Raw genomic sequence first — 14,054 nt, forward strand, 5'->3', positions numbered from 1 at the left:
CGATGGCAAGACACTGGCTTCTGGCAGTGATGACAGGACGATCAAACTCTGGGATATCAGCACAGGCAAAGCCATCAAAACCCTGACTGGGCATAGCAGTTGGGTCTATAGCGTAGTCTTCAGCCCCGATGGCAAGACACTGGCTTCTGGCAGTGGTGACAAGACGATCAAACTCTGGGATGTCAGCACAGGTAAAGCCATAAAAACCCTGACTGGGCATAGCAGTGGGGTCTATAGTGTAGTCTTCAGCCCCGATGGCAAGACACTGGCTTCTGGCAGTGATGACAAGACCATGATTTTATGGGATTTGGATTTCAATGATTTATTACTTAGTGGTTGCAATTTGCTCAATAATTACCTGGTTGCCCATCCAGAAGTGTTAGAAGAGTTGCAATCATGCCAAACTCCATCGCAGTTAGCGCAAGGGGCAACAGTGTTAGTCATCCAAGGCGAGAAGTTAGCGCGAGTTGATGATATTAATGGCGCTGTGGAAAAGTTTAGCAAGGCACAGCAGTGGGATAATAAATTAAAGTTTGATTCCCAGGTGAGAGTAAAAGAATTTGTCAACAAAGGCAAGGTTGAACGCTTACTTGATGAAGGGAACAGTCGCTCAGAAGAGAAAAAGTTTAAGGAAGCGCTAGCAGCTTATACCAAAGCTCTCAAGCTCGATCCAAAAGTCGAAATTCCTGCTGATTCTTGGAATACACTATGCTGGGATGGGAGTCTGCAAAAACAAGCCGCCGATGTTTTACCAGCCTGTGAACAAGCCATTACACTTGCACCTGAAGATGGCAACATTCGTGATAGTCGTGGCTTGGCTAGAGCGCTGATAGGTGACACCCAAGGGGCAATTGAAGACTTTGAAGCATACATCGCCCAGACTGACGATAAAGATAGTAAAGCACAACGGCAGCGCTGGGTGAAAGATTTACGCGCAGGGAAGAATCCGTTTACAGATGCAGAGCTTAAAAAGTTACAGAATTAGTGAGATATTGTGCAAAAAAATGAAGTCATCTCACTTTTGTAAAAATAAGTTTATGACCTCTCTCCAAACCCTCCCCTAAGAGGGGCTACGGTGTACACACAAGTCTGAAGTAGTTTAAAAGGCTGGTTTTTACCCCACCCTAACCCTCCCCTTGTAAAGGGGAGGGAACTAGATTTTCGGCTTCCCCCCAATACATCGGGGGGATTGAGGGGGGTAATTCGACTTGTGTGTACACCGTAGCCTAAGAGGGGAGAGGTTTTGAGTCTTACTCCCCAACCGTAATAGGGAAGGTCTATTCTAAACGTAGGGCTTTTACTGGGTCGATTTGGCTGGCCCGCACCGCGGGAAGCAAACTAGCTCCCACCCCTACCACTAGCGCTGACCCCAGTGCTAGCACTGCAATTTTGCTATCAAACTCATAGGGCAAACTAAAGGTATCAGTAACCACAACTGTCAATCCATGCACCACTCCCAACCCTGCTGTCCCTCCTATTAAACTTAAAAGCATCGCCTCTAGAATAAATTGCAGCATGATTTCTCGTTGGGTTGCACCCACCGCCCGTCTCAAACCTATTTCAGCAGTTCGTTCAGTTACTGAGGCAATCATAATATTTGCAATTCCAACACCGCCAACTAATAGCGCGATCGCTCCTACTGCTGTTAGACCTTGAGAAGCCATCTCTAGAGTTTTCTGCTGCTGTATGATATCTGATACATTATTCCAAAATTTAAATTTGTAACCTGGAAATCTTTGTAGTAGCAATTCTTCTGCTTGGTGGCTTAACTCTTCCACATCTTCAAGTGAATAAGGGCGCATTTGGATGCTCCCAATGTCGCGGCTACCCGTCAAAGCATTGTAAATAGACATCGGCACATACAGTTGACCCGCCGGGGGCGCATCTTCATTTAAACTAGTCGCTACCACCCCGACGACGATATAAGGTCTTTGCCCAGCATAAATCAGCTGCCCCACAGGTTCCTGCTTTTGGAAAAGCTGTTCTGCCAGCAATTGATCGATTACTATCACCGGACGGTAGTTGGCAAAATCTTCAGATGTGAAAAACCGTCCCGATACCAATGATTTCCCTGAAGTTAGCAAAAAATCTTGGGAAACAGGTGACATGGATGGAGTAAACTCCTTGTCCCGAAAAACAGTTGGGGTAGAACCAGCCCAATTAAAAGAACTGATCGCCTGTAAGCCCACCATTCGCTGTCGTAAGAATTCCATGTCTTCCAATTTGAATGAGGTACTTTGACCACCAGAATCCCAGTTTGGATAAACTGAAACTTGAGGTGCGCCTCGTTTTGCCAATTGTTGGGCGATCGCAGCCCGGCTAATAGTACGAACCTGAAGCGTAGCGCTGACAGCAGCCACACCCATAAATACCCCCAGAATAGTCAAAGCAGAACGCAAGGGGTTCCTACCTAAGGAGTGAAAGGTAATATTTAATAAGTCAAAAGCTGAAAGAGCCATAATAGTCGTGCCGTTACTTTTCACTTGCCTTAACTGGCAGCCCTGGCTTGAGTTGCGACTCAACAGGCGGTAGTATGACCTGTTCGCCAGGTTGCAAACCAGAGGTTACTTCTACAGTCATTAACCCTTCCAATCCCAGATTAATGGTGCGTTTTTGGGCTTGATTTTGGCTATCCCGAACCCACACAAAGGGATGTGGTTGCGATCGCACAATAGCATCCGTCTTCAAAACTACTACGTTCTGCCGTTGCTGCAACACAACCTCGACATTTACCCTGCTACCAGGGAGCAGTGTACGAGTAGGGGTATCAAGCCGAATGGTTGCGGGTACAGTTGGTTGATCTGATTGATTTTGACCGCCTCCCTCTGGTTTCTGAGCTTCAGATGTGAGTGCTTGAGGATACAGGCTTTGTACATGTCCAGTGAATGTTTTGGCATTAGGCCCGATCGCATTAACGCGGGCAAGTTGGTTAACTTGAACTTGAGCAGCGTTGAGAGTAGAAAGCTGGAGTTTCACTAATACTTTGCTGGGATCGCCCAAGGTAAGCAGGTTGGTACGCAACTCTACTCCATCACCATCCTCTACATTCACACCCAAGACTACGCCGTTCAATGGTGCAGTTACAATATTATCCTGGAGTTGCTGCTGAATAAGTTGACGCTCCAATTGCAAACTCTGAATTTTGAGAGCCGTTGTACGTGCCTCTGCTTGAGTATCTCGCAAACTAGACCGAGCAACGCGCACTGTATCTTCCTGCGCTTGGGCTTGTTGTTGGGCAATAGCTCCTTCACGCACTAGGGGAGCAAGCCTCTGGAGTTGTTGTTCCTCAGCTGTTAATCGTTCTTGGGCTTCAACAATTTTCTGGCGAGTACGTGCTAGGTTGAGTTGCTCTTGTTGAATTTGCAACTGCTGATTAGTAAGAGCAATTTTTCGCTCAGGGTAGCGCAGGGTGAGCAGCACTTGACCAAGCTTTACCCTGTCACCAGGTTTTACCATTACTCGTTCCACTGCACCCTCTTTTGGCGATTTCAAGATCCGTTGTTCTTCTAACTCAACAGTACCAGTCTCATTGATTGTGGTTTCAACATTACCTCGCTCCACGGTGAGTAAGCTTACTGCTATTGGCTCACGAGGTTGATTGAGAACTAAAAAGTATGTCAAACCACCCACACCGGCGATAGCCAAAACTCCTGACCAGGCTAGCCATCGACCTGCAATCTTGAACTTATTTTTTTCATATTTCCAGATCATGAAACTTGTCCCAGTGTGAGTTTGCAGTTAACGACAAGTGAGGACAGCTAATACTGCCGTAAATCGAAGGCGACGAGGCGGCTATTTTTTAGTACACAGCGAAAATTGGAGCGCAGATAGCGATGCAGCGCGTCATAGTGATACAGCCACCAAAAGGCTGGCCATCCAAAAACGATGAAGCTAGCTCCAAAGGAACGCGATCGCTCTAGTTCCGAAATAGCCATCTCGTCGTCTGTTGGTGGCCCCCAATACTGTCCATCTCGTTCCAGGAAAGGTATAGCATGGCGATCTGCTAATGGCTGTCCCCACTGATTTTGGTCAACTAGAATGAAACTATTTCCTGGGGGAATCAGTGCAGCTATGTCTTCTACTGCTAGTTCTAATCGTTCTGCCCAACTCCAATAGAGGTGCGGTACAAGGTGGTGTATCGACTCACTTTTTCTGGCATTCAAAGCTAGCAAGCGCTCTGCTAGTTGCTGACGATAGGTTGCATCAGCAGCCCGCTCAGATTGGAGAAGGTAAGCGATCGCATCGATGGACTCTGCTAGTACCGCAAACTTCTGCCAAGGGTTATCTGATATCTGTCCTGGATGAGCGCGAATTTGGGCAAGTTCCTTATTCAAGAAAACAATGTCAAAACGCGCCGCTAGCCTAAAGGATAGGTTTGAGTCAATCGTGTTCCAGGAGTGTGGACTATCAAACGAGCCGACTTCAAAAAGTGCAGCAGCCCGCATCATTGTAGTAGCAGTATAAATAGAACAACCGCGCCAGGCAATACATAAGTCGATATACTCCAAGCCGTTGATTAAGCCATCGGGCATATCTCCAACGTCTTGTTTTTGAGGCAGGATCGTGCCATTGTCATCCATAAATTTAGGCAACGCTAGAGAAAACCCAGCGCTGGGATGTTCATCCAAAGCTTGGACAGATTCACGGATAAAACCAGGGAGAATCAAATCGTCGTCCGGCACTATGGTTAGATATGGACTCTGATTCACTTCAATGATGCGGTTCCAATTTCTGGCGAAACCAATGTTTGTTTCGTGCCTGATATATGTAATTCGCTGGTCTTCTTTTGCAAGCGATCGCACAACCATCTCAGTATCGTCATCGGAGGCATTATCTAAAACCAACAACCTTAAATCTGCATAGTCTTGGGCTAACACACTTTCGATACAGCCCTGAAGTAACCCCGCCCGATTGTATGTAGGAATTGCAACAGTCACTTTTTCTTTAGACATTTTTATACTAAGTAATTAAATATGTAAGACTTATGTAAATCTCTCAAACTCTTATTTCTTTGAGAAATTCGCGTACTTTGCGGTTCGTTTTATCTTCAAAGTTAACCATATTATCAACTAGCAACTTGGTCAAAATCAGCACACATTTGTTTTGCAATACGCTCCCACGTCCAGTTTGAATGAACTCGCCGTGCTGCTTTTTGCCCCGCCACAGCAGCCTCATTTGGATGTTCGTACACCCACCGCATTAGATAGCGGAGGTGTTCATAATCAGGTTCTGCCCACAAACCAAAGTAGCGAACACGATTTGATTCTATGCCTTGTGCATCTACCAGATGATACTTTAGTAAAAAGCTATCTTCAGGATCGAGGTATTCAGAAGGGCCACTCCAGTTTGTCGCGATCAATGGTAAACCTGTAGACATTGCCTCTAAACCACAAAGACCAAATCCCTCTCCACGGGACGGGAGAATGAATACATCAAGCTCTTGTAAAAACTTTAATAACGCCTCTTGATTCATAAAGCCGGAAATGAATTTTATGCGGGGATCATTTACTTCATAAGCCGCCGCTTTTGCCGAACTCTTCATCAGTAAGCGCACTGATTCTTGAGGAGAAAATTCGTCTTGAAATGCACGCACTAACACATCTATTCCTTTTCTAGGGCTGAAGTCACCGAACGTTCCAAAAGTGAAAATTTCTGAGTGACAGCGATTCAGTAAAGGAAACTGTTGTGGATCAACTCCGTGGTGCAGAACTTTAATCGGAACGCGGACACCACATTCCAAAAAGCTCTCTACGTTCTGCTGGCAAGGGACATATTGTAATGTTACAGATTTGTTGATTTCCTCAACAAAATCTTTGGGAACTAAAGTAGATTCCCACATGCAATAATTGACGATGCGATCGCATTGCAGAACGCTGGGACAAACAGCATAGTGATAGTAAAAGCCAATTCTACTCCAGCGATCCAGAGGTTTAAAAAAGTTTTCAAAGCCTTTTGGCGCTTGGTTTTTTGTTGGTGCAATTGTAATATCAACACCTTGATTGGCAACAGCTTTCAGCAGTTGTCGCCCCACAGAACCATAACCTTCATTTGGACGTAGTATCGAGTGCCAGATTAATTCCTTCCGTCCTGGCTGCCAAGTACTGGGATCAAAAGCAGCAATTTCGGCAGCGTCAGGTATTAAATCATGTTGAGCAGCAGCCCCCGCTTTGGCTAATCTGTGCTGGTGATTCCAATAGACTTTTTCCCATTCTTGCCAGCAATTTCCTGCTGACACGCAATTTTGATGCCAGTGATGAGATGCGATCGCCACTGGAATATGCCGGAGTAAATGCACCTGACTCATTCGCAACCACAAATCCCAATCTTCATAGGCTTGTAATGATGAGTCAAAACCCCCTACTTCAAGTGCCGCACTTCTTCGGTGCATGACATCAGTAGCAAAGATGTAATTTCCATAACCCAGAAGTGTGCCGTCATACACAAATGAGTAAGCGACTGGGGACGGTGACACGCCTGCTTGCACCCATTCAGAATCACCGTACACGAGGCTGATATCTGGGTTTTCTCTCAAGTACTGCAAAAGTATACTTAGATGATTCGGTTTCCATTCGTCATCATCATCACAGTAGGCGACGAATGTACCCCTAGCAGCATTTAATCCTTCAGAACGGGCAGATCCTATACCATGATGCTCAGTTCGGATTAAACGTATAGACGTATGATGATGTATCTCTACTGGTTCATCACTACCATCATCAATAATGATGAGTTCAAAGTCTTGCTCGTCTTGCTTCAAAACAGAATCAATTGCCTTTTGTAGGTTTGAGTGTCTGTTATACGTGCATATAATGACGCTGATTGTAGGGGGAACAGAATTACTCATCTGAAATCTTCCTCCTTAAATTATGCGATCGAGGAGTTGGGTTAGCACTTTACGGGCATCAAAGTACTCTTCGGCAATTTCTCTAGCTGCTTGACAGTGAAACTTGTAGCGGCTGTTAATTTCTTCGATTCCCGCCAGTGCTTCAACAAGCGTTTTAAATGGAATAATGCCATTTCCTGTCTGCAACCACTCCGAAAAACCAGTTTCTTGGACGAGTACAGGGCGTCCACTGGCGAGGTAAGCAGCACTCCGCTCACTAAACCAACCGCAGTGGCTAATTGCGTAGCCATGTTTGGCTACGGTGAACTCTGCTTTGGACTGTTGAATGTAGCGCTGATAAGTCCAAGTGTCTAGTGTCGTCTCGTGGGGATCTTGTAGTATCCAGCCTTGATTAGCAAGTAGCGATCGCGGTGCTGTTGGGCTACCTACCGCTAACTCAAATATAGATTCGGTTTTCTGGGGTAAATCTAAGTAAGGCTGAAAAGAGTCAGACTTCATACCGTAGTGTTGCCCATTGTATTCACGGGCTGGGTAACTGTCCCAGAGCATGACAGTGGTAAACTTCCCTTCCTCGACTCCTGATGTGGCAGGCCAAGCATCTAAAAAGATGGGATGGCGCGTAGCTTGCCAAGGTAGTCCATCATTAGGGATGGTGGAGAGATTGCACTCAATATTTTCTCCAAAGGTTAAGAAAGCTGTATGTTGCTTGGCTAAATTTAGAGCTGCGGGATCGGTTAAGTGTCGAATCTGGGTAAAAACTGGATCTTTATCGATAAATGCCCGTGCTGGGATCTCCATCAGCCAAGGGCGCAGAGGATTCACACCGGAAAAGTTCAAAACGACATCGGCGGTAGCACAGACGCTTAGGATATTGTGAGCGCAGGGGCCATACCAAGATGATGTGTGAGCATCGTAATACGCCCAGCGATCGCCTAGTCCGACTTTGGCAAAAATGCGCGTTGCAAATTCCAACCCGTAGGTTGGATCTGTATCCATCACACCTCTAACTGGGTCATAGCAAGAGGGGTAGTCGTCGCTATCCTCAACGAAGTAGACATCGTGTCCCAAGCTGGCAAGACCTAAAAGGTAGTGCAAATCGCTCCAAGCCATGCCACCTATAGGGCCGCGCACGATGTAGCCAAGCACAATAATCCGCAGGCGATTGACCGGATCGGAATTGGTTGGGGTGCTGGTAATGTTAAAAGGTAGGTTAGTCATGACGACCTCCTCAAGATAGCGCTGCATTAAGTAGTTGACTGAGTATTAAATTCGAGTCGAAATACTCGTGGGCAATGTTACGTGCCGCTTTTGTGTGCCATGTATAATTTGCCTCGACTTCATGGATAGCTGCGATCGCTTCTTCCTGTGTCGTGAATGTCAAAATCCCCTCTCCTACAGGCAAGATGGTACTAAAGCCAGTATCTTGAACAACTACAGGACGAGCAGCAGCCAAGTAGCAAGCAGAACGGCAACTAAACCAACCACTAGCCATCGCTACGTATACGTGTTTAGCTGGGGAAAGTTCACCTCGTGAGTTAGCGATAAATTTCTGATAACTTTCTGGAGTTAATGTTGCGCTAGGCCCATCCACTACTTTCCACCCTGCACTTGCTATCTCCATTAAGGGAGCTTTCACACCACCTACTGCCACAGAGAGAGGTACACTTGTGCGTTGAGGCAAAGTCAGCAATTTCTCAAACTCACTGCCTTTGCTGTTATACTCTATACCTTTGTAAACTAACTTTCCTTTGAAGGCGTTCCAAGTCATGATCGTCGTCCACGCTCCCATTTGGGGCGGTGGAACGCAGGCGACACGCTCCCACAAGTCCATTACAACTGGCATCCGCGTTGTTTGCCATGCAAAATCTACCTTGGGGATGAGGCAATCTGCGTTGTGGATGTTCTCTGCATAGGTAAAGTGTCGGTCGTGGGCTGCTACTGAATCGCACCATCGCTCAACGTTCTCTGACCAAGCAAAGCGCTCACTAAGCATGAGTTGGTTGTAGCCAGGATCGGTGTCGAGGAAGATTTTCACGCACCGCGACGAGAGGCGATCGGGAATTATGCACGCTCCACTAACATTTAGAAATACATCAGCTGTCCGTGCTACTTCGTCGAATTCTGCTCGGTTCATGCCGAAGCTGGTTGAATGCAAGTGCAAGTAATGCCACCGCTTTTTTAGTTCTGGCGCGTACTGCTCCCAGAAATCTTGAATGTATTGCGTTGAGTAGCTAGCGTCTGAGGTATAGGTTTTTTCGAGGGGATGATATGGCCAACTCCAAGTGTCTTCGTGATAGTATACGTCATGCCCCAACCGCGCCAGCCCGATGACGTACTGGAGATAATCCCACGCTACCCCACCGACTGGATACAAGCCGACGAGTCCTGTGACGATGATGCGAAGTTGTGAAGACATGTAGCTACCTAGTACCGCAAGGCGGAATTAAAAATTAAAAATTAAAAATGAATACAGTGTAAGTGTTTTATTCATTTGGAATGGGTGGTTTATTTCCGCCGACCTGTACTAGTAATGTAAGGAGGCAGAAGAATTTTAGATTTTGGATTGCCGATTTTAGATTGAAATATTTTCCTAATCTAAAATCCAAAATTTAAAATCCAAAATTGATTGACTCAACACTCACGATTATGCAGCTATTAAATTGATGAGTCGTCCGTCTTCGATTTCCATCCGCAAATCGCAAATCTCTAGGGTACTCAGGCGGTGGGCAATCATAAAGGTGGTACGTCCGTATACAAGACGTTCCATTGCTTCCATAATTGCAGTTTCGGTTTTGGTATCGACGGAACTGGTGGGTTCGTCAAGGATCAAGATGGGGGCATCTTTGAGGAAGGCACGGGCCAGGGAAATTCGCTGACGTTCGCCACCTGAGAGGCACATACCGCGTTCGCCGACTTGAGTTTCGTAACCTTGCGGTAGTTTGGAGATGAAATCGTGGGCGTTGGCTGCTTTGGCTGCGGCAATAATTTCGCGATCGCTCGCATCAGGTTTAGCGTATGCAATATTCTCGGCAATACTAGTCGAAAACAGTACAGGCTCCTGTAAAACGATCGCAAACTGGTTGCGGAGATCGGCTAATTTGTAGTCGCGTAAGTCAACGCCATCAAGCAAAATCTCTCCATTGGTAGGATCGAAGAACCGCATCAGCAGGTTTACCAGGGTTGTCTTACCCGCGCCTGTTCTGCCAGCAATACCTAAATGAGTTCCAGCAGGAATTTCAAAGGAGATACCCTGCAAAACTTGGTGGTTGTCAAAGGCAAAGGAAACATTATGGAAGCTGACAGCGCCTGAAGCACGAGAAATCGGTTGAGCCTGTTTGCTCTCAACTACATCTGGTGCTTGATCGAGAAGCAAGAAAGCTCGCTCGGCACTAGCTAGCGATCGCTGTAGCCCTGTGACTTGATTACCGATAGATTGCAAGGGCCCATATAGCTGTATAATATATGCCTCTACTACAAGTAGCTCACCTAAAGTTAAAATACCTGTTTGGACGTGTCGTACACCCATGTAAAGGATGACAGCATACCCTACAGCAGTTATCACATTGATCAGGGAACTGACAAAATTTTGGATGGCGACGACGCGCATACGTATCCAAATGGCTTTGCTAAAGTTGCTGACAAAGCGTTCTCGTTCGCGCTCCTCCCGACCAAAAGCCTTGACAACACGAACGGCTCCCAATACCTCCTGGACAACTGACATTGCCAAACTTTCAAACTTTTGATAGTCAAGCCACTGAGTACGTAAGCTACCACTTGAGATCCGCGTCACTAAAAACAAAAAGGGTGAAACTAACAGTGCAATCAGAGCTAGCTGCCAGTCAATCAGGGCAGTGACATAGAACATGCCAACGAGCCACAAACCTGTAATAAATAACGGTACAATGCCATCAATCGTTGTCCATTGAATGGCAGGAGCATCGTATTGGATGCGGTATGTAGAGTCGAATGTGCCTACGGAATCATGGTAAGAAAGTGAAACGCATTGAGCGTGATGCAAAAGGCGGGCCCGGAAGTCCAAAACCATCTTTTCACTTGTATACGTTCGCAGTAACGAACTTGCCAGCCCAAGGAGTGGACGCAGTAAGGCAATGAATATCACGAAGCTGGCAGCGAATATCAGTAAAGTAGTTTTGGAACGCGTCAAGGTCGCTGGGAGGAGTGCATCCAAGAAGCTAGGGAGCGGTTGAGAGCCGATAACGTTGTCAACAACAATCTTTAACGGCAGTGGGGTAAGCAAGGCGAGGGGAGTTGACAGCAAGTCAAGCACAAAAGTACCCACAATGTGAAACCAGTAGGGTTTTACTTGAAGCAGCAACCGCCGATATATCTTCAAATCTATAGCGAACTTTGCGGTAGTCATTATGGCTGTAATATTGCACTTTGCGGGGCAGACTTATTACCCGTGGCTTGTATTGGTAGTAAGTACACTCTTTTGGCAATAATCTCCAGTACTTGGTAGAGAATACGTCCCAACTGAAAGTTCTGATATAAGATGACGGTGGCGTTGAGTATACTTACTGCAATTGTGACTGTTGCTACTTCTGGCATTCCCAGAACGATCGCCACAATTGTGAACAGGCAATAGGCAATCATAGCCATAATGGCTAACTGTGACATTCTCAAGGCACACCGCACTCTCAAAACTCTTTTGTTACCCCCATGATTTTCAGTACATACTTTCAGCTGAACTTTTGACCAAATCCCCTGGTAAATTTCTAAATCCCAGTCGCTCCAGCCTTGATCCATTGCAATGAAATACTTGCAAGGCAAGAGTAAATCCATTACCTTTTGCAGCAAGTTCTCCTTCTCTATTCCTGCTTCTGTCCAATAGGACAACTCATAAGCGCGATCACGCCAGGAAATATTTACTTTGTGGGCTGGCGAATCAAACTGAATTAAATCTGCTTGAGTTAGTGTTTGAGTCATTTTTTTAGAGGCTTCCATTTTTATTTACAGTTCATCAAGCTTTATCGGCTCGGCTTTCTTGAGTTCTTTGATCCGCCATTTGTAGCGCTCTATACTACGTACAAGCGGCCCCAGATAAATCAGTAGCGCCACAAGCAACCGTGCCCTTCTTTTGAGGAAACGAGAATCAATCCGCGCTTGTATAGCACCAGCTACACACCAGGTAAAAGAAATAAGGAACATTGCTGCACTCAACCACGGGCGATCGCCAGATAAAAGCGCAGACACAAATAGGATCAAAGCTGCGACATTCCACTCTAGTGTTAGTGGAAGGTAAGAAATGAGAGATGAGGAAGGCTCGTACAAGGTTTGAAACAGACCCCGACCAAACACCCCAGAATAGATAACTGGTTGACCAATACGAAGAAATGTAGATAAATCTCCGTAGATTCTCCCCAACCAAGAGGGCTGCCCCAGAAGGTTAAAGCGGTAGGGATGCTGAAAATAAACGAGTGCTTCTGCCTTTCCATAGCCTTGCTGCTGTTTGAGATAGGCAGCTACTGTGTTACGGCGAAAATGCCATACGATTGCAGCCGGGCTAAAACCAATGATGTAACCTTTATCTTGCAGCCGCCAGCAGATATCGACATCATCACCAGCAGTGCGAAATATCGGGTTAAAGCCGTTAATTTCTTGTAGAACCTCCCGACGAAAAGCCATGTTGCAACCAGCAATATGTTCGGCTACCTCATCATTCAAAAGTATGTGGGTAGGTACACCGGGAGAGACAGCAACGCAAGCGGGAACGAGAGAGTCCTCCGGGGGAGATAAGTTTGGCCCGCCTACAGCAGCGACATCAGAGGAGAGAAACTTGGCAACCAGGTAGGTGAGCCAGTCTGGATCTGCCATACAATCAGAATCGGTATAGGCGACAATTTCGCCAGTTGCGGCAACCATCCCAACATTGCGGGCGACACTTAATCCCTTGTTTTCTTGACTAATTAGGCGTACATAGTCGTAACGCTGAGTAATTTCGAGAGTGCGATCGCTCGATCCATCATTAACTACAATGACTTCATAGTTGGGATAGTTTAGTTCTTTGAGAGAAGCTAAACAACTGTCCATCGTGCGTTCAGCATTGTAAGCACATACAATCACTGAAACTTTAGGATACTCAGGTAGCAGTGGCGGCAAAGGCGCTGTGTAATACTGCTGTACCGTATGGAAAGCTGGTTTCTCGATCCGTTCGGCATCAACTACACCAAAAGCCCAGTCCTGTATGGCATATCCGCCGGTAAACCACTCATCCGTCCAAGAAAAGATGATCGTTCCTGCTGCTCCCATCTCAAAACTAGATGACAGCTTTTGAGAGAGAATTTCGGCTTGGGCTTGGGTTCCTTCACGCATCGAGTCAACGCCAAACTCACTCAGTACTAGAGGTTTATCCTCGGCAAGGTTATGAAGCCGAGAGAGGTAGCGGCGAAAATCTTGTTCTCGATGCAAGTAAACGTTAAAGCAGGAGAAATCAGTAAAGTCAATATTTAAATACTCAGTACAAGGATAATTAGCATAACTTACTAAACCTCCGGGATCACTAAATTTTGCTACCTCCATTAACTCTTTAATAAAAGCCCGAACTGGTTTTGCTCCATGCCATCGGACAATATCTGGAGGAATCTCATTGCCCACCAAATAGGCAAAGGTGGCGGGATGATCCCGGCAAACTTTAACTCCTTGAGTAATGCAGTTACGGATTTCTCCTTTCACAGCAGAAGAGTCGAGGAAGGCGATATGCTGAGACCAAGGTATACCAATTAACAGCCTAAGACCATAGATTGCAGCTAGATCCAAAAGCCAATCAGGTGGAACAGTATAGGTACGCAGGCAGTTAGCCCCCATTTCTGCCATCATAGCGAAATCTTTTTCCACAACTGATTTTTCTGGAAACGACTCACCGTGGCTACCAATGGAGAATGGGCCGTAACTAACTCCTTTAAGAAAAAACTTTTTATCTTTAATAAAGAAAAACTTACCTTTTACTGTGACTACCTCGCCTTTGACAAGTGGTTCAGCACAGAAGCCAGAAGGTGTTGAAGTCAAATTTTGCAAATTACCCCCGACAATTCACTGCAAGTTTATTTCATTGCTGCTGAAACACTACGTCGAGTTTACTTAAAAAGGGAAACACACACACTTAGCTCAGTAACGCATTTGCAGCATATTCTTGCGTTAGTACCACCACAATCGCTATTAGTTAACAGTCTTGTAATAATTAAAGTTTGTC

9 protein-coding genes and 1 pseudogene are annotated in these 14,054 nt (G+C 46.0%); 1 reads left to right on the plus strand and 9 read right to left on the minus strand.

Annotated features, from left to right (window positions below):
- Positions 1-985: pseudogene (locus RMY00_RS34345) on the plus strand (ribosome assembly protein 4); the annotation flags it as partial.
- Positions 986-1,277: 292 nt separating this feature from the next.
- Here the strand turns inward: RMY00_RS34345 and RMY00_RS34350 are convergent.
- From RMY00_RS34350 to RMY00_RS34390, 9 genes are all read right to left on the minus strand, one after another.
- A complete protein-coding gene (locus RMY00_RS34350; RefSeq protein ID WP_322651831.1) occupies positions 1,278-2,459 on the minus strand; it encodes an ABC transporter permease in 1,182 nt (393 codons plus the stop codon).
- Positions 2,460-2,472: 13 nt separating this feature from the next.
- Entirely contained in the window at positions 2,473-3,711 is a 1,239-nt protein-coding gene (locus tag RMY00_RS34355) for an efflux RND transporter periplasmic adaptor subunit (RefSeq protein WP_322651832.1), read from the minus strand.
- A 47-nt stretch (positions 3,712-3,758) separates the two neighbouring features.
- Positions 3,759-4,952 (minus strand): glycosyltransferase, encoded by a 1,194-nt coding sequence (locus RMY00_RS34360; RefSeq protein WP_322651833.1) that lies wholly within the window; start codon positions 4,950-4,952, stop codon positions 3,759-3,761.
- Positions 4,953-5,065: 113 nt separating this feature from the next.
- Complete coding sequence (locus RMY00_RS34365) at positions 5,066-6,844, minus strand: glycosyltransferase (protein ID WP_322651834.1); 1,779 nt, start codon at positions 6,842-6,844, stop codon at positions 5,066-5,068.
- Between the two features lie 15 nt (positions 6,845-6,859).
- Entirely contained in the window at positions 6,860-8,062 is a 1,203-nt protein-coding gene (locus tag RMY00_RS34370) for a hypothetical protein (protein WP_322651835.1), read from the minus strand.
- A gap of 10 nt (positions 8,063-8,072) precedes the next feature.
- Positions 8,073-9,260, minus strand: a complete 1,188-nt coding sequence (locus RMY00_RS34375; protein ID WP_322651836.1) for a hypothetical protein — start codon at positions 9,258-9,260, stop codon at positions 8,073-8,075.
- 228 nt (positions 9,261-9,488) lie between these two features.
- A complete protein-coding gene (locus tag RMY00_RS34380; RefSeq protein ID WP_322651837.1) occupies positions 9,489-11,225 on the minus strand; it encodes an ABC transporter ATP-binding protein in 1,737 nt (578 codons plus the stop codon).
- Positions 11,225-11,791, minus strand: a complete 567-nt coding sequence (locus RMY00_RS34385) for a hypothetical protein (RefSeq protein WP_322651838.1) — start codon at positions 11,789-11,791, stop codon at positions 11,225-11,227. Before RMY00_RS34385 ends, RMY00_RS34380 begins: the two co-directional genes overlap by 1 nt.
- 24 nt (positions 11,792-11,815) lie before the next feature.
- Positions 11,816-13,870 (minus strand): glycosyltransferase, encoded by a 2,055-nt coding sequence (locus RMY00_RS34390; protein ID WP_322651839.1) that lies wholly within the window; start codon positions 13,868-13,870, stop codon positions 11,816-11,818.
- Positions 13,871-14,054 lie beyond the last annotated feature (184 nt).

It is taken from the genome of Nostoc sp. ChiVER01, assembly GCF_034531155.1.
Classification (GTDB): domain Bacteria; phylum Cyanobacteriota; class Cyanobacteriia; order Cyanobacteriales; family Nostocaceae; genus Nostoc.

Coding starts and splice junctions, on each gene's coding strand:
- RMY00_RS34350 (WP_322651831.1), bottom strand. CDS start 2,459: ATGGCTCTTTCAGCTTTTGACTTATTAAATATTACCTTTCACTCCTTA.
- RMY00_RS34355 (WP_322651832.1), bottom strand. CDS start 3,711: ATGATCTGGAAATATGAAAAAAATAAGTTCAAGATTGCAGGTCGATGG.
- RMY00_RS34360 (WP_322651833.1), bottom strand. CDS start 4,952: ATGTCTAAAGAAAAAGTGACTGTTGCAATTCCTACATACAATCGGGCG.
- RMY00_RS34365 (WP_322651834.1), bottom strand. CDS start 6,844: ATGAGTAATTCTGTTCCCCCTACAATCAGCGTCATTATATGCACGTAT.
- RMY00_RS34370 (WP_322651835.1), bottom strand. CDS start 8,062: ATGACTAACCTACCTTTTAACATTACCAGCACCCCAACCAATTCCGAT.
- RMY00_RS34375 (WP_322651836.1), bottom strand. CDS start 9,260: ATGTCTTCACAACTTCGCATCATCGTCACAGGACTCGTCGGCTTGTAT.
- RMY00_RS34380 (WP_322651837.1), bottom strand. CDS start 11,225: ATGACTACCGCAAAGTTCGCTATAGATTTGAAGATATATCGGCGGTTG.
- RMY00_RS34385 (WP_322651838.1), bottom strand. CDS start 11,791: ATGACTCAAACACTAACTCAAGCAGATTTAATTCAGTTTGATTCGCCA.